Source organism: Streptomyces sp. NPDC048718, from assembly GCF_043198875.1.
Classification (GTDB): domain Bacteria; phylum Actinomycetota; class Actinomycetes; order Streptomycetales; family Streptomycetaceae; genus Streptomyces.
The window spans coordinates 121,644-144,795 of sequence record NZ_JBICVG010000006.1; the positions used below are offsets into that span (position 1 = coordinate 121,644).

Annotated in this window: 16 protein-coding genes, 2 pseudogenes and 1 riboswitch; of the genes and pseudogenes, 11 read left to right on the forward strand and 7 right to left on the reverse strand. The window is 72.7% G+C overall.

Annotated elements, in window-relative coordinates:
- Positions 1–56: 56 nt before the first annotated feature.
- From ACGFRB_RS13345 to ACGFRB_RS13355, 3 genes are all read right to left on the reverse strand, one after another.
- Positions 57–3,833, reverse strand: coding sequence for an AAA domain-containing protein (locus ACGFRB_RS13345; RefSeq protein ID WP_393242695.1), 3,777 nt, complete (start codon positions 3,831–3,833; stop codon positions 57–59).
- Positions 3,830–4,354 (reverse strand): hypothetical protein, encoded by a 525-nt coding sequence (locus tag ACGFRB_RS13350; protein WP_393242697.1) that lies wholly within the window; start codon positions 4,352–4,354, stop codon positions 3,830–3,832. The genes ACGFRB_RS13345 and ACGFRB_RS13350 overlap by 4 nt, the downstream gene beginning before the upstream one ends.
- A gap of 396 nt (positions 4,355–4,750) precedes the next feature.
- A complete protein-coding gene (locus tag ACGFRB_RS13355) occupies positions 4,751–5,194 on the reverse strand; it encodes an acyl-CoA thioesterase (RefSeq protein WP_361223943.1) in 444 nt (147 codons plus the stop codon).
- A gap of 50 nt (positions 5,195–5,244) precedes the next feature.
- Positions 5,245–5,476: riboswitch (cobalamin riboswitch) on the reverse strand.
- A 160-nt stretch (positions 5,477–5,636) separates the two neighbouring features.
- On the opposite strand from ACGFRB_RS13355, the gene ACGFRB_RS13360 reads away from it, so the two are divergent.
- Both ACGFRB_RS13360 and ACGFRB_RS13365 read left to right on the forward strand, forming a co-directional pair.
- A complete protein-coding gene (locus tag ACGFRB_RS13360; RefSeq protein ID WP_393242699.1) occupies positions 5,637–6,476 on the forward strand; it encodes an MBL fold metallo-hydrolase in 840 nt (279 codons plus the stop codon).
- 348 nt (positions 6,477–6,824) lie between these two features.
- Complete coding sequence (locus ACGFRB_RS13365; RefSeq protein ID WP_393242701.1) at positions 6,825–7,865, forward strand: NAD-dependent epimerase/dehydratase family protein; 1,041 nt, start codon at positions 6,825–6,827, stop codon at positions 7,863–7,865.
- A gap of 142 nt (positions 7,866–8,007) precedes the next feature.
- Here ACGFRB_RS13365 and ACGFRB_RS13370 read toward each other — a convergent pair whose 3' ends face one another.
- From ACGFRB_RS13370 to ACGFRB_RS13380, 3 genes and pseudogenes are all read right to left on the reverse strand, one after another.
- Positions 8,008–8,847: a PhzF family phenazine biosynthesis protein gene (locus ACGFRB_RS13370; RefSeq protein WP_393242703.1), complete on the reverse strand. Its 840-nt coding sequence runs from the start codon at positions 8,845–8,847 to the stop codon at positions 8,008–8,010.
- A gap of 106 nt (positions 8,848–8,953) precedes the next feature.
- Positions 8,954–10,624 carry a hypothetical protein gene (locus tag ACGFRB_RS13375; RefSeq protein WP_393242705.1) on the reverse strand — a complete coding sequence of 557 codons (1,671 nt, stop codon included), beginning with the start codon at positions 10,622–10,624 and terminating at the stop codon, positions 8,954–8,956.
- Positions 10,625–10,939: 315 nt separating this feature from the next.
- Positions 10,940–11,229: pseudogene (locus ACGFRB_RS13380) on the reverse strand (Lrp/AsnC ligand binding domain-containing protein); the annotation flags it as partial.
- 104 nt (positions 11,230–11,333) lie between these two features.
- Between ACGFRB_RS13380 and ACGFRB_RS13385 the strand changes: the two are divergent.
- From ACGFRB_RS13385 to ACGFRB_RS13405, 5 genes and pseudogenes are all read left to right on the forward strand, one after another.
- Positions 11,334–12,281 carry an SMP-30/gluconolactonase/LRE family protein gene (locus ACGFRB_RS13385; RefSeq protein ID WP_393242707.1) on the forward strand — a complete coding sequence of 316 codons (948 nt, stop codon included), beginning with the start codon at positions 11,334–11,336 and terminating at the stop codon, positions 12,279–12,281.
- A gap of 129 nt (positions 12,282–12,410) precedes the next feature.
- Positions 12,411–12,836, forward strand: coding sequence for a cell division protein SepF (locus ACGFRB_RS13390; RefSeq protein ID WP_361223962.1), 426 nt, complete (start codon positions 12,411–12,413; stop codon positions 12,834–12,836).
- A 55-nt stretch (positions 12,837–12,891) separates the two neighbouring features.
- Entirely contained in the window at positions 12,892–14,307 is a 1,416-nt protein-coding gene (locus tag ACGFRB_RS13395) for an ATP-binding protein (protein ID WP_393242709.1), read from the forward strand.
- Positions 14,294–14,626 (forward strand): annotated as a pseudogene (locus ACGFRB_RS13400) (nucleotide pyrophosphohydrolase); the annotation flags it as partial. The gene ACGFRB_RS13395 and the pseudogene ACGFRB_RS13400, both read left to right, overlap by 14 nt.
- A gap of 240 nt (positions 14,627–14,866) precedes the next feature.
- Positions 14,867–15,352, forward strand: a complete 486-nt coding sequence (locus ACGFRB_RS13405) for a DUF6099 family protein (RefSeq protein WP_361223965.1) — start codon at positions 14,867–14,869, stop codon at positions 15,350–15,352.
- A 404-nt stretch (positions 15,353–15,756) separates the two neighbouring features.
- On the opposite strand, the gene ACGFRB_RS13410 is transcribed toward ACGFRB_RS13405, so the two are convergent.
- Positions 15,757–16,032 carry a hypothetical protein gene (locus ACGFRB_RS13410; protein ID WP_393242711.1) on the reverse strand — a complete coding sequence of 92 codons (276 nt, stop codon included), beginning with the start codon at positions 16,030–16,032 and terminating at the stop codon, positions 15,757–15,759.
- A gap of 245 nt (positions 16,033–16,277) precedes the next feature.
- On the opposite strand from ACGFRB_RS13410, the gene ACGFRB_RS13415 reads away from it, so the two are divergent.
- The 4 genes from ACGFRB_RS13415 to ACGFRB_RS13430 all read left to right on the forward strand — a co-directional run bounded on the left by ACGFRB_RS13415 (position 16,278) and on the right by ACGFRB_RS13430 (position 22,474).
- Positions 16,278–17,201 (forward strand): LLM class F420-dependent oxidoreductase, encoded by a 924-nt coding sequence (locus tag ACGFRB_RS13415; protein WP_363010343.1) that lies wholly within the window; start codon positions 16,278–16,280, stop codon positions 17,199–17,201.
- A gap of 4 nt (positions 17,202–17,205) precedes the next feature.
- Positions 17,206–18,126, forward strand: coding sequence for a homocysteine S-methyltransferase (gene mmuM, locus ACGFRB_RS13420; protein WP_393242713.1), 921 nt, complete (start codon positions 17,206–17,208; stop codon positions 18,124–18,126).
- Between the two features lie 203 nt (positions 18,127–18,329).
- Complete coding sequence (locus tag ACGFRB_RS13425) at positions 18,330–19,856, forward strand: 3' terminal RNA ribose 2'-O-methyltransferase Hen1 (protein WP_393242715.1); 1,527 nt, start codon at positions 18,330–18,332, stop codon at positions 19,854–19,856.
- Complete coding sequence (locus ACGFRB_RS13430; RefSeq protein WP_393242717.1) at positions 19,853–22,474, forward strand: polynucleotide kinase-phosphatase; 2,622 nt, start codon at positions 19,853–19,855, stop codon at positions 22,472–22,474. Before ACGFRB_RS13425 ends, ACGFRB_RS13430 begins: the two co-directional genes overlap by 4 nt.
- Positions 22,475–23,152: the final 678 nt, after the last annotated feature.

The window sequence follows — 23,152 nt, forward strand, 5'->3', positions numbered from 1 at the left end:
GAGGAGGGCGAGGCACCGTCCCCGGGCCGAGGCGCGAGGCCTGGGGACGGTCCCGCTCACTTGTGTCGTTCGCCGGTGTCGTACAGCCTCCAGACCGGCCAGCGGGTCGCCTCCGCCCCGTCGTCCCCACCGGCCAGCAGGTTTCGGCGGTGCAGCATGACCCGGAGGTGGCGGGTCGCGTCGGCGCCCTCCTTTGGTCCCCGGTCGAGGAGGACGGCCCTGGTGACGGTGCCGTCGGCATCCCGCACCAGGGCGTCCACCCGGTGCCCGTGAACGTTCTCGCCCAAGCTGACGGCGGCTTCCGGCTGCTGGGAAAGCACCTGGTAGAGACGCTTGAGCAGGGGGTCCTCGGCGCTGCCGGGTGAGCGCGCGCCGTCGCGCTCGGCGGCGTCCAGCAACGAGGCGGCGACGCCTCCCCGCTTGCGCCAGCGGTCCTTGTCCCCCACCACGATGAGGTGGCTGCGGGCTCGGGTGACGGCCACGTTCCAGAGGTTGAGCTGTCCGCCGACCCACTCCATGGCACCGGGACGCATGCCCTCACCGGCGACGAGGGAGAACACCATGACGTCGCGTTCACCGCCTTGGAAGGTGTGCACCGTGCCGATCCGCACACGCTCCTCGTCGTACGGCAGCAACCGGCTCCGCAGCGCCTCGGCCTGCGCCGAGAAAGGCGTGACGACGCCGACGGTGGCCTCGGGCGGCAGCCTGTCCAGCAGGTAGCGGACGCTGGCGCGCACCTTCTCGATCTCGTCCTCATTGACCCAGGAGCCGCCGGACCGGGAGCGGGCGGCCCGGCCCCGTACGTCGGCCCAGACGACCGCGCCGCGCTCCGCCAAGGCGGGGCGGCCGCGCGTGTCGGTGAGTACGGTCAGGCCACCGTCGTAGAAGAGGTCGTTGGAGATGGCGGCGATGTGCGGATGACAGCGGAAGTGCTCGTCGAGAAGGAGGGTGCCGCCCGCCGAGCGCTCGGCGGCGTGGAAGGCGGAGTGACGCCGGTAGGCGAGGTGGCGCTTCTCCAGCCAGTCGGCCCGCAGCCCGTTCTCCCGCCGGATGCGAGCTTCGCGGTGTGGGCTGGTCTTGGTGATGTGCGTGAGCTGCATGGGATCGCCGATGACCAGGGCGCGCCGCGCGCGGAAGAGCAGCGGCAGGATATGCGGGATGGCGCACTGACCGGCCTCGTCGATGACGACGAGATCGAACAGAGCCGGATCCAGAGGGAAGCGCCGGGCGGAGAGACTGGTCACGGCCCATCCGGCGACCGCGGGGGAGACATCGTGGGCCTTCCCGGCACGCGAGCGACCCAGCACCTCCCGCATTTCCGGCCAGTCGCCGCGCGTCCTGTCCGCCGTCGCGGCCTGCAGCTTGAGGATGCGGTGACTTCCCGCCCGCCCGTTCGTTCGGACCGTGCCGGCGAGGAGAGCACGGGAAGCGGCCTGGACAGCGCTCTCGGCCTCGCGCACTCGGTTCGCGAGCGTCGTATCGTCCACAACGGCCGCGTGTTCACGCAGGTCACGCCATTCCGCCTCGGCCGCGGCGAAGCCGGCGAGCGCGAGGCAGCCCGCGACGCGATCGCCGTCGTACGCCGCGAGGCCGGCCCCGCGCAGGAAACGGCCCCGGCGCCACGACCCGAAGAACCGGGCCTGGGCCAGGCGGCGTGCCTTGTCCTCCAGTTCCCGTGGCAAGGGCGGACCGTCGAGCAGGTCGTGGAGGTCCTCGGCGGTGCCGCCGAGCTGTCCCGCATGGTGAACACGGGCCTCGCCCGCGCGGCTCAGGCGTAGTTCGGCCGCCGCGACGCGTGCGAGGTTTCCTCGTACCTCCGTCAGCCGGTCCGTGGCCACTTCGAGGTCCATGGCCGCCGTGGTCACGTTGGAGGCCGGTTCCGGGCCGGTCCGCAGCGCGGACAACGCGTCGTCCTCGTACACCACGTCGCTGTTGGCGTTCTTGCGCGCGGAACCGGTCCGTACGACGCTGCCGGACGCCAGGGCGTCGCATCGGCGCCAGACCTCGTCCACGGCCTCGTTGTTGGTGGACGCCACCAGAACGGTCTGGCCGTCGGCGATCGCGGTGGCCACGAGGTTGGCCACCAGCTGGCTCTTGCCGGTGCCGGGCGGCCCCGTGGCCACGGTCAGACGCCGGGTCATGGCGGACCGGAGGATCGCGCTCTGAGCCTCGTTGCAGGGCAGGGGTGTGACGAGGCGGGCCGGCTCGGGCTCCTCGTGGGCGAGCGCCCGGGCGCGCTGCGCGTCGTCGGGCGACAGGGCCCCGAGGGCGGTCCGCTCGATCAGGTCCGGCTTGCCGGCGATGCCGGCGAAGTCCTGGAGCAGACGGCGGGTGAAGTTGGTCTCGGGACGGGAGGTGAACAGGACCGCCGTGTTGCGTGCACCGTGGCCGGGCGTACGGATGTCGATCTGGTCGGCGAGCTGGTCAGGGCGCAGCTCCTGCACACACGGCAGCTCGAACTCCTGCGTGAGCAGATTGCGCACCGCCACGGCCATCCGGTCGTGCTGGCCCCGGTGCCAGGAAGGCTGGAACGTGTCGGTGAGCTGGGCGGCTTCCTCCTCGCCCAGCCAGTCGAGAGCCAGCTGGGGGTGCGGCTGGACCGGGCCGTACGGCTTCAGCCGTACCTCGCCCTCTTCTTGGACGATCTCGACCCGGCGTACCAGCAGAGGCGCGAACCTGGGCTGCCGCCAGGGGGCCCCGGTGCGTGGGCCGGTGAGGACCACGGCGGGGTAGCCCGCCCAGAGTTCGGCGTCCTCCTCGGTCGCCGCCTTGATCAGCGCAGCCGCTTCCTCGGGGACCGCGACGCACCCATCGTCGTCGACATCGCCGGAGACGAACCGCTCGGCGCCGGCCAGGCACACGTACGACGCGTCGCGCCCGCCCACCGTCATCAGGGGCGTATCGGTGCTGTCGGCCAGCAGGCACTCGCGGTAGTAGTCCAGGAGGTCGGGCCAGGTGGGCTGCGCGGGACCGGACTTCGCGGCATGCGGCCGCGGCGGCTCCTCGGCGTCCAGGCGTGGACGCCGGCTCAGCGGATCGAGGGTCGGGGCCCGTCCGAGGGGACTGTCCGCGATGACGATACGGTCGTCGACGCCGTGCGCGGAGTGCACCGGAACCTGACGGCCGCCCTGGGCGCGCATCCGCCGCACCACATAGTCGAACAGGTCGCTGACGGAGACCTCGCCGCCGCCGCTTTTACTGACCTTTCCGGTGCGCAGCGCCTCGATCACCTCGCCCGTGAACGCGGACGGCTTCACCTCGTCGCCGCCGCCCGCGTACGCGTACGAGTCCTCGCCGGCCCGCGAGGACGACAGGACGTACACGCCTCTGCTGGTCAGCAGGGGCTCCTCGCCGGACTTGGCCACGGAGTCGTCCGGCCGCCGGTCCGAGGTACGCAGGCCCACGGCGAATCCACCGCTGCGGCAGCAGTCGATTATCACGATCTTCTGCGGGGCGTAGCACTGTTCCAGTGCCTCGTTGACGAAGCTCGCGCTGACGGCCGTCTCGGCCACTCGGTCGAAGTCGGTGTCCTTGGCCACGAAGTGGAACTCGCCACCGTCGCGCACGGTCCGCACGCCATGCCCGGAGACGTACACGAGCGCGAGTTCGTCCTCGTCGCAATCCTGCAGGAACTCGCCGATGGCCGACCGCATGTCGTCGGCGGTGAGATCGGGGAGGGTCCTGACGGAGACGAAGTTGCCGATGTTGCGGTGTGCCAGGACCTGGGAGAGACCCCAGACGTCCGCGCGTACGGACGCGAGCGACGGAAAACGGCCGTCGTCGTAGTGCTCGTTGCCGATCAGCAGGGCCCGGCGCTTGTGCAGGCGGGTCACGCCGAACCGCCATCTGGTGCGGAGCCGTTGTCCGACGCGGGGGCGGCGGCCGGTCCCGCGGCGGGATCCGGGCCGGGGCCTTCGATCGGCGGGGGACCGGCATCCGGCCCGGGGCCGTCACCGCCGGCGGTCCGGTCCAGGAACTCGCGGACGAGACGCTCCTGAGCGGCGTCCGGGCGTCCCGTGATCGCGACGGAATCGCCCGCGATGGTGACGTCGACCTTGCGGTGCCGGTCCTTGGCACACCATTCCTTGATCAGCGTGATCAGGACCTGGGACGTGGGGCGGGCGACAGCCGCGGTGACGGCTGCCCACAGAGCCACATCGCCGGCGCCCGCACCCTTGTGACCCGGCTCGCCCTTGTGACCCGGCTCGGCGGGCCCGTCGGTGTCGAGGAAGTCGACGACGAGGCCGTCGGTGGCGCGCAGCGTGTCAAGCAAATCCCGGGTGAGACGCTCCTGCCGGAGGGTGTCCCCGCCGGTGGGCACGATCAGTGTCCACCGCGATCCGCTGTCCCGCATTCGTTGCTCCCCGTGTACGTGTCCATGCCCGTGAGTGATCCCGGCCCGTCCGGAGACCTTTTCACGAGGGTGACCGCCGGTGACAAACCGGGGGCGGGGAAGGAACGGCATCCGGCCATCGTCGCCTCGCGTGGGTGGCGGGGGAGGGGGGAGGGCGCGGGGAGAACCCGGTCGTGGCATGCCGTACCGGAGCTTCGATGGGACCGTATGGGCGTCGAGGCACCGGCGGCCGACTCGACGCCGGGCCGGCCGCGCTTCTCGGAGCGACACCCCGAAAAGGGGCTGGGACCAGCGGCACGCGGAGCCAGGCCGGCCAAGCCCGGAGGGGCCGGGACGTGTGTGCGCCCCGGTCCCGCCGACGTCCCTCAGGTCATGCCCGAAGGAGCGGGAAACCGGTCAGGACAGGCCGGGGTTGGTCATGTCGAGCGCGGGCACGGGGCGGGGTGTTCCGTCGGCGTCGATCGCGACGAAGGTCAGGAACGCCGTGGCGACCTCGGTGGCGGGGGTGGAGTTGTTCCACCGCTCGGCCGTGACCCGCACCCCGACCGTCATGGAGGTCCGCCCGACCCGTTCGAGTCCGGCCTCCACGCTGAGCAGGTCGCCCGCCCGTACCGGGGTGAGGAAGGTCATACGGTCGACCGAGACGGTGACGGCCGGCCCGTCGGCGTGCCGGCCGGCGGCGGCCGCGGCGGCGTCGTCGATGAGCTTCATCATCACTCCGCCGTGGATGGTGCCGTACAGATTGGTGTCGTGGTCGCTCATGATGTGGGCGAGGACCACCCGGGAATCGTCCGGGGTCTTGGTCGGGCGGGCAGGGCTGGTGACGGGGGATTCGGCCACGTCAACTCTCCTTCGCGAGTCGCGGCAGGGCTTCTGCGCGCACCCCGGGGGCCGGTGCGCGGGCAGCGGGCAGGTCTTCGGACTCGCGGGCGCGTTCCCCGGCTCTCGCCGGCGGACTCCTACTGGCCGTCGCTTCCCAGGCCCTCGTGTGTGCCGGGCCCAGTGCGTATGACGGCGGTCGTTCCCACTCACCGCTGCGGGGCAGTCCCGGATTCCCACCGGGTTCCCTCTTACGACGCTCCCGTCCGGGGGATGGGGCGAACCAGCTGCCCTGCCAGCGTACGACAGCGAGCCCGCGCACTGCTCCCGTCGCGGAACCGGGATGTCCCGGGGCCGCGCCCCCGAGCCGTGCCGGCCACCCCGCGTGCCGTGACTGCCGTGGCTGCCGTCACCACCGTCCCGCTCACCCGCCTGCGAACCGAGCGCTCTCTACACTTCCCGGATGACCAGTGACGGATTTCAGCTCACGGTTCTGGGCAGCGCCACGCCCTACGCGAGCGAGCACAACCCGTGCTCCGGCTACCTCCTGACCGGCGCCGGTACCCGGGTCTGGGTGGACGCGGGCAGCGGGACGCTGGCGCGGCTGCAGAGGTACGCCCGGCTCGACGAGGTGGACGCGATCTGGATCTCGCATCTGCACGCCGACCACACCGCGGATCTGCTCACCGCGTACTACGCGGCGCTCTTCGCGGACATCCGGCTCGCCGCGCCCATCCCCCTCTACGGGCCGCCGGGCATCGCCGACCGGCTGGCCCGCTTCCTCACCAACGGCCCGACGCGCAGCCCCGTCGAGGCCGCCTTCGCCGTCCATGAGTTGTACGACGGACACGAGGCGCGCGTCGGTGAACTCGCCCTGACCAGCCGGGCGGTGGAGCACGGCATGCCGGCCTTCGCCCTGCGTGCCGAGGCCGGGGGCCGCTCGCTGGTCTACTCCGGGGACTCGGCGCCCTGCGCGAACCTCACGGAGCTGGCCGAGGAGTGCGACACCCTGCTGTGCGAGGCCGAGAGCGACCGGGCGCCGGCCGAGGGCGAGCAGACGCACCACACGCCCGAGGACGCCGCCGACACGGCCACCGCGGCTCGGGTGGGCCGGCTGATCATCACCCACGTCGGCCGTTTCCTGACACCGGGGCAGGCGGTGACGCGCGCCGCGGCCCGGTTCGATGGCGCCGTCGACTATGCCGAGCCCGGTGAGGTCTTCTCGATCGACCGCTCCCGAGGCCGCTCGGCGCGCTCCGGTCAGTCGATGCGCCCCTGGGGCGTGCCACTGGGCGGACGCTGAACGGCGAGGGCGTAGGCAGGCGGGTGACGCGCCTGGCGCAGGGCTCAACAGGCCGCCCCGTCACGCGAGATGAGGATCAGGGCAGTTCCAGCTCACCCATTCCCATCGTGCGCAGCGCGTGACCGCCCATCTCCAGATGGCCGGCCGGGTTCGGGTGTGCCGCCTTGTCCAGCCAGGCCATCGGGCCCTCCGTCCCGTGGTGCGCGGAGGCGTGCGGGATCCGGCCGGGCCGCCCCTCTCGCCTCGGCTCCCGACGCCCGGCCCCCGGCCCCGACTCCCGGACCCGACTCCCGACGGATCGCGAGAAGGGTCTTGGCCGTCTCCCCGATGGATGGAAGTCTGCTGATCATGAAGGTACTTGTGATCGGTGGGACGGTCTTTCTGGGCCGGGCGTTCGTCGACGAGGCGCTGCGGCGTGGGCACGAGGTGACGCTGTTCAACCGGGGGCGATCGGGGGAGACGCCCGTCGGCGTGGAGTCGGTGCGGGGCGATCGCGAGGACGAGGGCGCGCTGGCCGCGCTCGTGGAGGGGCGGCGCTGGGACTGGGTGGTCGACACGTGTGGATTCGAACCCCGGGTCGTACGGCGCTCGGTGCGGGCCCTGGCCGGGCACGCGGAGGCGTACGCCTTCGTGTCGTCGTTCCACGCGTACGCCGACTGGCCTGCCAAGGGCGTCGACGAGTCCTTTCCCCGGCACGCCTGCGCCGTGGACGCCTCGCCGGACGACGTGCCGTACAACGCGCTCAAGGCGGGCTGCGAGCGGGCCGTAGAGGAGGGCTTCCCGGGGCGCGCGCTGATCGTCAACCCCGGCATCATCGTCGGACCCGGCGAGCACGTCGGTCGTCTGCCCTGGTGGCTGGAGACCATCGCGCGCGGTGGTCGGGTGCCGGCCCCCGGAGCCCCGGACCGGGTGATGCAACTGGTCGACGCGCGGGACATCGCCGCCTTCCTGCTCGACCGGCTCGCCGAGGGTGACAGCGGGCGCTATCTGACCACCGGGGTGCCCGGCAACACCAGCATGGGCGAGTTGCTGGCCGCGTGCGTCGAGGCCACCGGATCGGAGGCCGAACTCGTCTGGGTCGACGAGCAGTTCTTGCTGGACCACGATGTCGCCCCGTGGTCGGAACTGCCGTTGTGGGCGCCGGACGTCCCGGAGTTCGCGGGTACGTGGACCCCGTCTTCAGCCAAGGCGCTCGCCGCCGGGATGCGCTGCCGTCCCGTCGCCGAGACCGTCGTGGACACCTGGCGGGCGCTCCAGGACGGCGGGTACCCGCCGCCGAAGTACCTTCAGGGGAAGATGCCGGTCGGCCTGGACGAGGGCAAGCGCGACGCCGTTCTGGCGGCCTGGGACGCCAGAGAGGTCAGGGGCTCCGGGAGTGCGCGGAGCTGAGGGGGCGTAGCCGCGTCCCGCCTGGCCGCGGCCGGCCGGGCGGGTGCGCGGCGATGTCCCGGTGGCCGCTCCGCGCCGGACGGCCCCGTCTCCGTCGGACCGTCCGGGCGGCCCGTCACGGTGGTTTTGGCGGTCCGCCCGGTCAGCCGATACGTACCGCCGTACCGGTCACCTCGATGCCGCTCGACGGATCCGCCGGAACCCGCACGCCGAGAACGCTCGGGCGGCCCATGTCATCGCCCTGATGGATCGTCAAATCCGCGGGGAGTTCGACGAGTCGGAGCTCCCGCAGGTAGCCGCCGAAGGCCGCGGCCGCTGCTCCTGTGGCCGGGTCCTCGACGACCCCGCCCGGCGGGAAGGGGTCGCGGGCGTGGAAGACGGTGTCCGAGGCGCGGTGCACCAGGGCGATGGTGGTCCAGCCCCGGCGTTCCATCAGGGTGCCGAGTGCCGCCATGTCGTAGTCGAGGTCGGCGAGCCGGCCCCGATCGGCGGCGGCGATCACCGGGTGCCAGGCGCCCGCGTAGGCGACACGCGGCGGCAGCGCGGGGTCGAGGTCCGAGGCCTTCCAGCGCAGCGCGGCGAGCAGTTCGGCCAGATCGGCGTCGCCGATCTCCTCGGTGCGCGGCGCGACGCTCACCAGGGTGGCGGTGACGGTGCCGTCCGGCCGTACCGAGGTGGTCACGGGGACCGGACCGGCCTGGGTGTGCAGCAGCAGGTCGCCGGCGCCGTGCCGCTGCGCGTGGGCGACGGCCGTGGCGATGGTGGCGTGACCGCAGAAGGGCACCTCGGCCAGCGGGCTGAAGTAGCGGATGTCGAGCGACCCGTCGGGCCTGGTCACGGTGAAGGCCGTCTCCGAGTAGCCGATCTCCGCCGCGGTCGCGGCCATCGTCGCCTCGTCGAGGCCGGCGGCGTCGAGCACCACACCTGCCGGGTTCCCGCCGAGCGGGTCGGTGCTGAAGGCCACGTAACGCAGGATGTCCATCACCCGAACGTAAGCCCCTGTACCGACCTCGTCAACGCGGTCGATCTTCGCCGGACGGCGGGGCGGCGGGCCCCTCTCATGGCGTCCACGTACGGTGACGTCGTTGTCAACAGGAGCTGATGGCGCCGGACGTGCTCGTGCCGCTCCGTGCGTGCCCGTAGCCCGCTCGGTGGTTCCGCTCGTACACCGTCACCCTGCGTCCCCGTATGCGGCGATCCTCTCCGGGGGTGAAGTGCTCGCCCAGGACGCAGGTCTTCAGCCGGTCCCGCTCTGTCGAGAGCGCCGGCGGCACCGGCTCCGCATCCGTGACCAGCAGGATGCGTTCCTGTGTCAGCATCCTTGCCCGGATCCGTTCGGGGTCCGCCTCCACGCCCTTCAACGTCGCGGACTCCTCCGGGCTTTGTGCCAGGGCGAGGTCCCGCAGCCCGGTGAAGGCGTCGGGGGAGACCAGGCGGGTGTCCCGGCGTGCCGCCGGTATGTAGAGCACCGCGTCCCCGTCCCGCCCCAACTCCCGTATGTCCTGCGCTATGGCGAGGACGTCGTCCACGCGGCTGGCCGGGGACCGCTTGGCCAGGGACTCCGGCATCAGGGCCGTCGTCGCGACGGCCAGCACCGCGGGGAGGACGGCACGTGAAGCCCTCGGGAACCGAGGTCGGGTCGCCCGGACCGCCGTGCCGATCGCGGAACCGATCAGTAGCGCCAGGCCGACCAGGCTGAACAGCACGTAACGGTCGAGGAACAGCGGCTGGATGAAGGAGAGCCCGGCCAGGGCGAGTTGGGGTACGGCCAAGAGCGGCAGCCCGACGGATGCCGCCGACAGCCGGCCCACCCCGCGCGCGGCACCCGTCCCACGCCCGGCACTCCTATTCGATCCGGCACTCGCCCCCGACCCGGCACTCGCCCCCGACCCGGCACCCGCACCCGCCCGTGGCCGGTCGAGCAGGGCGCCGAGCCCGCCGATGGCCAGCAGGACCGCCGGACCGATCACCATGTGCCAGGTCAGCGGCGGTATCCAGGACACCTGCCCGGACTGGCTCCGGCTGAAGAGGATCAGCGGCAGGACTCCCGCCACGGCCGCCGCCGACGCCATCGCCCAGCGCATCCGCACCGGGCGTGCGGCCCGCGCCCAGAGCAGGGTGGCCAGGTGGGCGGGAAGGATCATCAGGGAGAGCCAGTTGAAGAGACCGCAGACGAGGACGGTTGCGCCGTACGCGGCCCAGCGGGCCGGCCGCCCGGCACGCTCCTGAACGGCGGTCACGAGCAGGAGCGTCGAGACTCCGGCGCCGGCGGCGACAAGTGCGTACGGACGTCCTTCCTGAAGGTGGAACTGGACGGCGGGCAGCAGTCCGAACGCCAATCCGCCGCCCAGCCCCGCCCACGGCCCGGCGAGCCTGTTCCCCAGCACCGTCACACAGACCGAGGCCACCACCATGGCGAGCACGGAAGGAAGTCTCAGCACCGTCGTACTGGGGCCGAAGCAGGTGAACAGCCCATGCATCAGCAGGTAGTAGAGGCCGTGGACGACATCGACGTTTTCCAGCATGCGCAGGATGTCCCCGGTCGAGCGCCGTGCCACCTGCCAGGTCGCCGCCTCGTCGCGCCACACGCTGTTCTGCCGCGACAGCCCCCACAGGCCGAGGGCGAGCGTCCACACTCCCGGGACGGCCCACAGGAGTGCGCGGCGGTGAAGAGGCGGAAGAGTCAGCGGAGATGGAGATGGAGACGGAGAAGAGGACCAGACCGACGGCGGGGAGGAGGTGGGAAAGACAGGGGGCATGAACGTCCGTTCGTCCTCGGAGGGCACGCGGAACCGTGCTGCGGCCTGCGCACGTTAGTCACGGTCGGCGCCGAGCTGCTTCGCCCCCGATCCGAACCAGCCGAGGAGAAAACGGACTTCAGCGGGTCGTCATTCGGCCGGACCCGGATGGCGTGCTCCGTATCGCCTGCCGGGCCGAAAGGAAGGGTCGGCAGGTTGAGCGATATCCCGCCTTTGGCACGTCGGTCGGAGGGTCGTGGCGCGAATGATCGTTTGGCCGATTCCGATTCCGATTCCGATTCCGGCTCCGAATCCGCTTCCTGCCGGGCCCGGGCTCTACGCGCCGCCGCCGTCCTCGGCTCCTGTCGGCACCGGCCGTTCGAAGAACGTCTCCAGGGCCACCGTCGCCTGTGTGCCGCTGACCCCCTCGATCGCGTAGATCCGCCGCAGCACGCCCTGGAGCCGTTCTGTGGTCATCGTGCGCACCTTCACCAGCACGACGCGCTGCCCGCGATGACATGCGCCTCCAGAACCCCGGGCAGGGCGGCGAAGCGCGGGCCCGAATCGCCCATCGAGGCGCTCGATTCGACCATCACGTACGCGAGCACCCCACCGCCCACCGCCGCGCCGGGTCCACCTCGAACATGCCGAATTCTGTTCGGCGGTTGTGTGAGGGTGGGCCGTGATCCGAGATCAGTGATCAGCGGAACGTCGTGAGGAAGGGTGAGGCATGACAGAGCGCAGGCGGCCCGCGCTGTACGAGGTGCTCGACGAGCGGTTCCGGACGGGCCGGTGCACCTTCGGCGACGAGCGTCTGGAGGTGCTGTACGACGGATGCCGCTGGGCCGAGGGACCGATCTACCTCCCCGCCTGGCGGCAGCTCGTCTGGAGCGACATCCCCAACGACCGGATGCTCCGCTGGGGCGAGGAGACCGGCGCCGTCAGCGTGTTCCGCCGCGCCGCCGGGCACACCAACGGCAACACCCTGGACCGCGAGGGCCGGCTGATCACCTGTGAGCAGGGCAACCGTCGGGTGACGCGGACCGAGCACGACGGCACGATCACCGTGCTCGCGGACCGCTGGCAGGGCCGGCGGCTGAACAGCCCGAACGACGCGGCGGTGAAGTCGGACGGCTCCATCTGGTTCTCCGACCCGGACTTCGGCATCGTCACCGACTACGAGGGCCATCGCGGCGAGAGCGAGATCGGGGCGAACAACGTCTACCGGATCGACCCCGCCACCGGCGAGGTCCGGCTGGTCGCGGACTGCTTCGAGGCGCCCAACGGCCTGGTCTTCTCGGCCGACGAGAGCCGGCTCTACGTCTCCGACACCCGGGCTGGGTACGTGCGCGTCTTCGACGTGCGCGACGACGCCACGCTCTCCGCGGGCAAGGTCTTCGCCGACGCCTCCGCCCGCCCGGGCGCCCGCTTCGACAATCTGCGCTTCGACGCCGACGGCCGGCTGTGGGTGGCCGCGATGAACGACGGCGTCCACTGCTACGACCCCGACGGCACCCTGATCGGCCGGCTCGACATCCCCGAGGCGGTGGCCAACATCTCCTGGGGCGGCGCCAAGCGCAACCGTCTCTTCATCGCCGCCGAGACCAGCCTCTACTCGGTCGTCACCTCCGTCACCGGCACGCATCCGGCCCCGGGACCCGGCCGGTCCGCGAGCTGACCGCCCGCGTGGTCCGCACCCCTCCCGCCCTCTCCCGTACCCTCGTTCCTCCGGTCCCTATGCGGAGAACATGCCGCTCAGCCCGTGTCGGTGTTGGGCCGAACGAGTGAGGGACGGGAGGATGGGCGCATGAGTAGGTACGAGAGGTACGACGTCACCGACGAGCAGTGGGAGGGTCTGGCCCAGGTCGTCCCCCTGCGCGGCAGGGACGAATGGCCGTCCATGGTCGACCATCGGGCGATCACCGAGCAGCGGCACGCGGCCGCAGAACAGCGCCGGATGGTCGTCCTGCGCGTCCAGGTCTTCGCCGACGCGCGCGAGGTCGCGGAATACCTCATCGCCCAGATCCCCGTGCTGCTCGACCTCACGAGCGCGGACACCGAGGTCGCCAAGCGCATCCTCGACTTCAGCAGTGGTGTCGTCTTCGGTCTCGGCAGCGGGATGCACCGGGTCGACCGCAACGTCTTCCTGCTCGCTCCGGCCGGCACCGAGGTCGAGGGCGCCGAGGAGGAGAGCGCCGAGGGCAACGCGACGGGCAGGCTCCCTCGTTCGTAGGAAGGTCCATCCGACGTAACGGTTCGTCGTGCGGAGGGCTGCGTACCTTCCGGTCATGACCATCACCGGAGGCAACGCCCCCGACCGTTCGTATCGGCCACCCCGCCCGCCCGGGCCGCCGTTCGCTCCCGCCGACGGGCAGGTGCCCCCGCAGGGGCGGCCCCCCGGCCTGGTGCCCTTCCGCGACCGCCCACGTCCCGCCCCCGCCCCCGCAGGGGAAGCCGAGCCGGTGCCCAGGTTCGGGCCCGCCCTCTTTGCCGGGTCGGCATCGACGCCGACGGCGGCGGACGGGCGGACCGGCGGGGCGTCGCTCCGGCCCACCGTCACCGAACTGCGCCTGTCGGCGTTCGGAACGCATCGCGGGGTGGTGCTGCCGCTCGGCCCCGTGACACTGCTGCGCGGGGCGAGCGGGAGCGGGAAGACCACCGCCCTGCGCGCGTACGAGGCGCTGGCGCGGCTCGGGGCGGGCGCGGAGCTCGAAGAGGCGCTGCCGGACGCCGCCGACCGGGTGCCGGAACGGTCGCGGCCCGACTCGCAGGGCCGGCGCGGATTCCGGATCGGCTGCACGGTCGACGGCCCGGTCGGGCCCGTCCATCTCGACATCGCCGTCCAGGCCGAACCCACCCTGCGGATCGTCGGCGAACGGCTCACCTCGGCGGACCACACCCTGTTCACCACCGCGCTGCGGGACCCGGAACGCAGCAGCGTCCAGGCCGAGTGGCACACCGCCGGCAACACCCCGGTGACCCGCGCCCCGTTCCCCGACGACATCCTCGGCACGGCGCTGCTCCCCTTGCGCGTCGCCGGGAAGACACAGGGGCAGCGGGACGTCCTGGCCGCCGCCGAACAGGTGGTCGTCGGGCTGCGGTCGGTCTTCCCCTGCCACCCGCTGCCACACCGGATGCGGCAGCCCGTGCCGCTCGGCGAGGGCAGGCTGCGGCGCGACTGCCACAATCTCGCCGCCGTACTGCACCGCACCGCCACCGAGTGCCCGCGCCGCCATGCCCGCCTGGCGGCCCTGGCGACCGCGGGGTGCGCCGGCACGGTGGCGGGGCTCGGTTTACGGGAATCGGAGGCGGGCGGCACGGTCGAAGCCGTCCTGGAGCGCGCCGGGCTGCCGGACATGGCGCTGGGCCGGCTCGGCGACGGCGAACTGCGTTATCTCGCCCTCGGGCTCGTCCTGCTCACCGGCCCCGGGGTACTGGCCGTGGACCCGGTCGCAGAGGTGCCGCAGGCGATGCAGACGCTCACCGTGCTCGCCGACGGGTTCGACCACGCGCTCGACGCGCGGCAGACGGCGGCCCTGCTCGGGCTGGCCGGGGAGATCTGCGCGACCGGGCATATGCGGCTGGTCGCGGCGGTGGGGGAGGGAGTCACGGGTGTGACGGACGAGTTGAATGGGCTGAAGGGTCCGGAGGTGCCGGAGGTGCCGGGTGTGACGGTGGTAGACCTGGGGGGTGACAGAACTTGATGTGGCGGGCCTGCAGCGACGGCTCGCCGACTTCGCCGCGGCCCGCGACTGGCAGCCTTTCCACACGCCCAAGAATCTGGCGGCGGCGCTGAGCGTCGAGGCGGCCGAACTCCTGGAGATCTTCCAGTGGCTGACGCCGGAGGAGGCGGGCCGGGTGATGGCGGACCCGGAGACGGCGCACCGGGTCCGCGACGAGGTCGCGGACGTGCTCGCCTATCTGTTGCAGTTCTGCGGTGTGCTCGGGGTCGATCCGCTCACGGCCCTCGCGGCGAAGATCGACCGCAACGAGATCCGTTTCCCGGCGCGCGGGCGCCGGGGCGGGGACTTCGGCGGGGCGGACGAGGCCCACAAGTCCGGCGGTGCCGGCGGGGACAGCGGAATCGATCATGCCGTTGAGGCCGCCCCCGGCCCCGATTGTCACTCTACGGAGTGATCGAGTTATCCCCAACGAGCTTCCTGTCCACAGATTTCCGAATTCCTCTGGTGTTCAGGCTCAGTCGGCCTCACGCTGGGTAATGGAAAGAGTGAGCGGTAAGTCGTCAGAACGGGGGCTTCGTTGATGGACGCGGAGCGATTGATCGCAAACGGGCGATACGCGCTGGCGGAAGCCCACGCGCCGTGGGACATCATGCGGGAGGCCTGGCAGGCCCAGGCCCTCGCCCAAGTGATAGGGGGTCACCTCGCGGCCGAGGGGCCGCTGGAGTTGCGGAGCGAGGCACGGGGGCTGAGCGAGACCGGCGGAGTGCGCGGCGGGATGGAGCATGCGGCGCTGCGCACCGGAGGGCCACGGGCGGCACAGCTCACTTCCGTGGGGGATGTGCGTGCGGCGCTGACCGCGCTCGGCGTGCTGCTGGGGGAGGTCGGCATCGCTCTGGTCGGGGTGGCCTGCGCGCCGGACGAGGACGGGCTGTACTGGCAGTCCATCGAGGCGATCGACGCTGCCGACGAGGCGGGCGACCATGTCCGGACCATGCTGCGGCGGCTCGCGGTGCGGGAGCGCGACCGCCCGCCCGACCCCGCCCGGGGGCGTGCGGGCCCGGGGTAAGGGCATAGCCCGGCTCGCCTTGGCCCGGCTTGGGTGTGGAGGGGCGGGGTTGGCGGGGTGGTGCGGCCGGGGCCAGGGCCGGGACGGGGGCGGGCCCTGGCAGGGTGGTGCGGGCAGGGCCGAGGCAGGGGCCTGAGCCGGCCGGCCCCGAACCGGGCCGGGGCGCGGGCCTGCCCCGGCGCCCGGCCTGGGCAGTAAGCCGCCGCCTCCACCGGAGGCGGCGGACAGGGGGCTTGGGACCGGCGAGGCGCGGGCCTCGCCACCCCGCCGCCCGCTGTCCGTGCCCGCCACCCGCACCGACGGCCAGGACCCGTACCGGCTGTCCGCTACCAGGCGCCGATTGACCTCTACTCGCCCGTGGTGCCTGGTGCCCGTTGCCCACTGGGCGGTCGGCGGGCCGGCGGTCAGCGGGCGGCGGAGTCCGGTCCCGCCGGGCCCGGGCGGTCCCCGTCCGCGTCGCCCGCTTGGCGGTCCGCCGCGGACTGGAGGTCGGCGTCGAGTTGGGAGAGATCGGCGGTGAGCGCGGCCATCATCGCCTCCATCTGCTGAAGCAGACCGTGAGGTGCGTCTCCGCACTGCGGCTGCGCGGGGACGGATGACACCGAGGACATCGCCGGGATCGACGGCGGCAGGTGCTGTTCGGAGGTGACGATGTGCTGCGGCGCGGCTTCCTTGGACATGGCGGCCTCCTCGGCCAGGGGCCCTCCCGTACGGGAAGGACCACCACACAAAGGGACGTACCGGCAGGTCCGCAGGCACGTTGGGCCGGGCGGTCCGGCTCCGCCCCGCCAACGAATCGCCCTCGGCCCAGGTCACTGGCCTGGGCCGATGCCCCTCGCCCGGGGGTGGATTTTCACCCGGGCGAGGCGGTGTCGAGCACCGGCTGACGAATCGGTTGACGCACCTCCGGGTGCAGGATGGAGGCATGGATCTTCGCATCTTCACGGAGCCCCAGCAGGGGGCGTCCTACGACACGCTGCTCACGGTCGCCAAGGCGACCGAGGACCTGGGCTTCGACGCGTTCTTCCGCTCGGACCACTATCTGCGCATGGGCTCCGGCGACGGACTGCCCGGACCGACGGACGCCTGGATCACCCTGGCCGGTCTCGCCCGGGAGACCAAGCGGATCAGGCTCGGCACGCTGATGACCGCCGCCACCTTCCGGCTCCCCGGCGTCCTCGCCATCCAGGTCGCCCAGGTGGACCGGATGTCCGGGGGGCGCGTCGAACTCGGGCTGGGCGCGGGCTGGTTCGAGGAGGAGCACCAGGCGTACGGGATCCCGTTCCCGAGGGAGAAGTTCGGGCGTCTGGAGGAGCAGCTGGAGATCGTCACCGGGCTGTGGGGCACCGAGGCCGGCAAGACGTTCTCGTACGAGGGGGAGTACTACCAGCTCACCGACTCGCCCGCGCTGCCCAAGCCGGCCCAGGCGAAGGTCCCGGTGCTCATCGGCGGCCACGGCGCGCGTCGTACGCCGCGCCTCGCGGCGCGGTTCGCCGACGAGTTCAACATCCCCTTCGCGTCGCTGGAGGAGACCGAGCGGCAGTTCGGGCGGGTCCGGGCGGCGGCAGAGGAGGCGGGGCGGCCCGCCGACTCGCTCGTGTACTCGAACGCGCTGGTGGTCTGCGCCGGCCGGGACGACGCCGAGGTGGCCCGCCGGGCCGCCGCCATCGGCCGGGAGGTGGACGAGCTGAAGGCCAACGGTCTCGCGGGGTCACCCGCCGAGATCGTGGACAAGATCGGCCGCTACGGAGCCCTGGGCGCCCGCCGGATCTACCTCCAGATCCTCGATCTGGACGACCTGGACCACCTGGAGCTGATCTCCGCTCAGGTCCAGTCGCAGCTGGGGTGATCCGGTGAGACCCGGGCGCACGCTGGGCGCCGCCCTCGCCGACGAGGTGCTCGTGCTGGACGGCGGGCTCTCCAACCAGTTGGAGGAACAGGGCTGCGACCTCTCCGACGCGCTCTGGTCCGCGCGGCTGCTCGCCGACGGCCCCGAGCGGATCGAGGCGGCGCACACCGCGTACGCGCGGGCCGGCGCCCGGGTCCTCACCACCGCCTCCTACCAGGCCACCTTCGAAGGCTTCGCCCGGAGAGGGATCGGCCACACGGAGGCGGCACGGCTGCTCGCCCGCGGCGTGGCGCTCGCCCGGTCGGCGGGCGAGCGGGTGGAGCGGGAGATCTGGGTGGCGGCCTCGGTCGGGCCGTACGGGGCGATGCTCGCCGACGGCAGCGAGTACCGGGGCCGGTACGGACTTTCGGCCGGCGCGCTCGAACGGTTCCACCGGCCCCGGATCGAGGTCCTGGCCGAGGCGGCGCCCGACGTCCTGGCCCTGGAGACGGTGCCCGACACCGACGAGGCCGAGGCGCTGCTGCGGGCCGTCGAGGGGTGCGGGGTGCCGGTCTGGCTCTCGTACACCGTCGACGGCACCCGCACCCGCGCCGGGCAGCGACTGGCGGAAGCCTTCGCCTTGGCGGCGGGCCGGGACCAGGTCGTCGCCGTCGGGGTGAACTGCTGTGCCCCCGAGGACGTCGGGCCCGCCGTGGAGATCGCCGCCGCCGTGACCGGCAAGCCGGTCGTCGTCTACCCGAACAGCGGCGAGGGGTGGGACGCCGTCGCCGGGAACTGGCGGGGGCCCGTCACCTTCGACCCGGCCCTGGCCGGACGATGGCGGGCCGCGGGTGCCCGGCTGATCGGCGGCTGCTGCCGGGTCGGCCCCGCCACGATCGCTTCCCTGGCGAGCGTGGTGGAGCGCGAACCGCACGGGCGCGAATGAGGCGAGGGAGGGGGCCGGACCCGGGCGGGACGAGGCGGAGGCCGTCGAGGCCGAAGGCCTCCGGCACGTAGCGGGGTGTTCCGGTCCGGCGCCCGCCGCGTCGCCCACGTGGTTCGCGTCCGTGCGGCCCAAGCCCGGGGCGCGCGCCCTCGGGCGCGGAAAATGCCTGGTCGGTGGCGGGACGCATGGTCATACTCGGACGGGTGTTCCTCACCATTCGTACCACTGGTACGCCTCAGCGACCCGCGACCGATCTCGGCTTCCTGCTGCACAAGCATCCCGGGAAGGCGCAGTCCTTCTCGACCGCGCACGGCACCGCGCATGTCCTCTACCCCGAGGCGGACGCCGAGGGGTGCACGGTCGCGCTGCTGCTGGAGGTCGACCCCGTGGCACTGGTCCGCAAGGGCCGGGGGAAGGGCCGGGGCGGGGCGCCCGACGCCGCGCTCGCGCAGTATGTGAACGACCGGCCGTACGCGGCGTCCTCGCTGCTCGCGGTCGCACTCGCCAAGGTCTTCAAGAGCGCCCTGCACGGCGCATGCGCCGCGATGCCCGAGCGGGCCGCCGCGCCGCTGCCGCTGCGGATCGAGATCCCGGCGCTGCCCGCGCGCGGCGGACCGGGCCTGGTGGAGCGGCTGTTCGAGCCGCTGGGCTGGACGACTGTCACGGCGGAGCCGGTCGCGCTCGACCCGGAGTTCCCCGAGTGGGGCGACTCCCGCTATGTGCGGCTGGTCCTGGAAGGCGAACCGCGCCTCGCCGACGCGCTCAATCAGCTCTATGTCCTCCTGCCGGTGCTCGACGACGCCAAGCACTACTGGGTCGCGCCGGACGAGGTGGACAAACTGCTGCGGGCCGGTGACGGCTGGCTCGCCGGCCACCCCGAGCGGGAGCTGATCACCAGCCGCTATCTCGCGCGCCGTTGGAGTCTCACCCGGCAGGCCACGGAGCGGCTGGCGCTCGTGCGCCTCGCCGAGGCCGACGGCCTGGACGTCGAGGACGTCGACAACGCGGTCGACGAGGCGAGCGACACCGAGGAGCGGCCCGTGCCGCTCGCCGAACAGCGCCGCACGGCGATCCTCGGCGCGCTGCGCGCCGCCGACGCCGCCCGCGTGCTCGATCTCGGCTGCGGGCAGGGACAGTTGGTGCAGGCGCTGCTGAAGGACGCCCGGTTCGCCGAGGTCGTCGGCGTGGACGTGTCGGCGCGGGCGCTGGCCGCGGCCGCCCGCCGGCTGCGCCTGGACCGGATGGGCGAACGGCAGGCCGCCCGCGTGACCCTGTTGCAGGGCTCGCTCACGTACACCGACAAGCGGCTGACCGGCTACGACGCCGCCGTGCTCAGTGAGGTCGTCGAGCATGTCGATCCGCCGAGGCTGCCCGCCCTCGCGTACGCGGTGTTCGGCTCCGCCCGGCCGCGCACGGTCGTGGTGACCACGCCGAACGCCGAGTACAACGTGCGCTGGGAGTCGCTGCCCGCCGGGCACGTCCGGCACTTTGACCACCGATTCGAGTGGAACCGCGAGGAGTTCGGCGCGTGGGTGGCGGGCGTCGCCGACCGCTACGGCTACGAGGCGGTCCTCGCCCCGGTCGGCCCGGACGATCCCGAGGTCGGCCCGCCCACCCAGATGGCCGTCTTCACCCGCATCGACACCGAAGCGTCCCCCGGCAGTGGTACCCCCACCGGCACCGCTGTCGACACGACCCCCGCCACGAAGAAGAAGGAGGACGCGGCATGACCGACCAGACCGAGCACACCGATCCGACCTCGGACCGTAACTCCGCCGCGCCCCGTACGCTGCCCGTCACCGATCTCTCCCTCGTGGTCCTGATCGGCGCGACCGGCTCCGGCAAGTCGACCTTCGCACGGCGCCACTTCAAGCAGACCGAGATCGTCTCCTCGGACTTCTGCCGAGGTCTCGTCGCGGACGACGAGAACGACCAGAGCGCCAGCAAGGACGCCTTCGACGTCCTCCACTACATCGCGGGCAAGCGGCTGGCCGCGGGCCGGCTGACCGTCGTCGACGCCACCAATGTGCAGACCGAGGCGCGCCGGCAGCTCGTACGGCTCGCGCGCGAGCACGACGTGCTGCCGATCGCGATCGTCCTCGACCTGCCCGAGGAGGTCTGCGCCGCGCGCAACGCGGCCCGCCCCGACCGGGCCCACCTGCCGCGCCACGTCGTCCAGCGGCACCGCCGCGAACTGCGCCGCTCGCTGCGCGGACTGGAACGCGAGGGCTTCCGCAAGGTGCATGTGCTGCGCGGCGAGGAGGAGGTGGCGGCGGCCGCGATCGTACGGGAGAAGCGCTACAACGACCTGCGCCACCTCACCGGCCCGTTCGACATCATCGGCGACATCCACGGCTGCCGCTCCGAGCTGGAGACCCTGCTCGCGAAGCTGGGTTACCAGGACGGGCGCCACCCACAGGGCCGTACGGCCGTCTTCGTCGGCGACCTCGTCGACCGGGGGCCCGACAGCCCCGGCGTGCTGCGCCGCGTCATGGGCATGGTGGCCGCCGGGGACGCGCTGTGCGTGCCGGGCAACCACGAGAACAAGCTGGGGCGTTGGCTGCGCGGCCGTACGGTGCAGCAGACGCACGGACTCGCCGAGACGATCGAGCAGTTGGAGCGCGAGCCGGAGGAATTCCGCTCCGAGGTCGCGTCGTTCATCGACGGCCTCGTCAGCCACTACGTCCTCGACGAGGGGCGGCTCGTGGTCTGCCACGCCGGGCTGCCCGAGAAGTACCACGGACGTACCTCCGGGCGGGTCCGCGCGCACGCGCTGTACGGGGAGACGACCGGCGAGACCGACGAGTTCGGGCTGCCGGTGCGCTATCCGTGGGCGGAGGAGTACCGGGGTCGGGCAGCCGTCGTGTACGGGCACACGCCCGTGCCGGACACGTCCTGGATCAACAACACCCTGTGCCTCGACACCGGTGCGGTGTTCGGCGGCAGGATGACGGCGCTGCGCTGGCCCGAGCGCGAACTGGTCGACGTACCGGCCGAACAGGTCTGGTACGAGCCGGCCCGGCCGCTCGCGGCCGAGGCGCCCGGCGCAGGCCAGGGCCGGCCGCTGGACATCGACGACGTGCGGGGCCGCCGGGGCGTGGAGACCCGGCTGATGGGCCGGGTCGCGGTCCGTGAGGAGAACGCGGCCGCCGCCCTGGAGGTGATGAGCCGGTTCGCCGTCGACCCGCGGCTGCTCGCCTACCTGCCGCCGACGATGGCGCCGACGGCGACCTCGAAGGCGGAGGGCTATCTGGAGCACCCGGCCGAGGCGTTCGCCCAGTACGCGGCCGATGGTGTCGGGCGGGTCGTGTGCGAGGAGAAGCACATGGGTTCGCGGGCCGTCGCCCTCGTCTGCAAGGACGCGGCGGCGGCGGAGCGGTTCGGCGTGGACCCGGGCGCGGCGTTCGGGGGCCCGGGCGGCGAGGGCGCCGGCGGCGGAGTGACCGGGGCGCTGTACACCCGTACGGGCCGGCCGTTCTTCGCCGACCAGGCCACCACCGAGGAGGTCGTCGGACGGCTGCGCGCCGCGATCGAAGCGGCCGGACTGTGGGACGAACTCGACACGGACTGGCTGCTGTTCGACGGCGAGCTGTTGCCGTGGTCGCTGAAGTCGACGGGACTGCTGCGCAGTCAGTACGCGGCGGTCGGCGCGGCCTCGCGGGCGGTGTTCCCCGGCGCGGTCACGGCGCTCGAACAGGCCGCCGCGCGCGGGGTGGAGGGACTCGACGGGCTGCTCGGCCGGCAGCGGGAACGGGCCGCCGACGCGGCGGCGTTCACCGACGCGTACCGCCGCTACTGCTGGCCGACCGAGGGCCTCGACGGTGTCCGGTTCGCTCCGTTTCAGGTGCTCGCCGCGCGCGGCCGCTCCCTGGCCGCCGTACCCCACGACGAGCAGCTGGCCTGGCTGGACCGGCTGGTCGAGCATGACCCGACGGGGCTGCTGCGGACCACCCGGCGGCTGGTGGTCGACCCGGCCGACGAGGCGTCCGTGCGCGCCGGGACCGACTGGTGGCTGGAGCTGACGGCGGCGGGCGGCGAGGGCATGGTCGTCAAGCCGCTCGCGGCCGTCGCCACCGGGCGCGGCGGACGGCCGGTGCAGCCGGGCGTGAAGGTGCGCGGCCGGGAGTACCTGCGGATCATCTACGGTCCCGAGTACATCCGTCCGGACAACCTGGCGCGGCTGCGCGAACGGTTCCTCGGACACAAGCGGTCCCTGGCCCTGCGGGAGTACGCGCTGGGGCTTGAGGCGCTCGACCGGCTGGCGGCGGGCGAGCCGCTGTGGCGGGTGCACGAGGCCGTCTTCGCGGTCCTCGCCCTGGAATCGGAGCCGGTCGACCCCCGGCTCTGACGGGGCGGGGCGGGCTCAATCTGGTCGGGTCGGGCAGTGCGTCCGGTGCGGCCGGCCTTCTCGGTCCGGCCGGACCTGGTGGGCCTGGTCGGACCTGATGGGCCTGGTCGGGCCGGGCGGTCGGCTCGGTCGTGGCCGGGCGATCGGCGGCTCGCGCTGCTCGGTCGGGCCCGAGGGCTTCCATGGCTGTCGTCCGGAACTCCCGGGCGACGGCCCGAGGTGCGGGGGCGCAGGGGCGCAAGAAGGCGTGGAATGCGCTTCCTTGCGCCCCTGTGTGTTCACTCGTCCGCGTTGACGGGGTTCTTCGTCTGCCCCTAGGTTTTTCAGTCCGCGGAGTGACGGGGTATCAACCCTGTGATGTCAGTGGTTCGTTGCCCAGGGACCGCCGTGCCGACCCGCTTCGCGGACGGTCTCCTTGCCGTCACGCCCGGCCGGGATCCCTCGTCTTCCTGGGCCTGGCGGCCAAGGGCCTCGCCCGGGACGGCGCGGTGGCGAGCTTCCTTTCGGGCGTGGACGCCTTGTTCGTCGCCGACCCGCTGCGCGCGCTGTTCCCCGCATTTCGTCGCCGCGACCGGTGGGCAGGCTCGTGGGGACCGTTTCCCGTACGGGGGACGGCCCCGCCGGGTGCTTGGACCGCTGGTGTCCGTCTTCGCCGCGTGCGGGCCGCTGAAGAGGAGT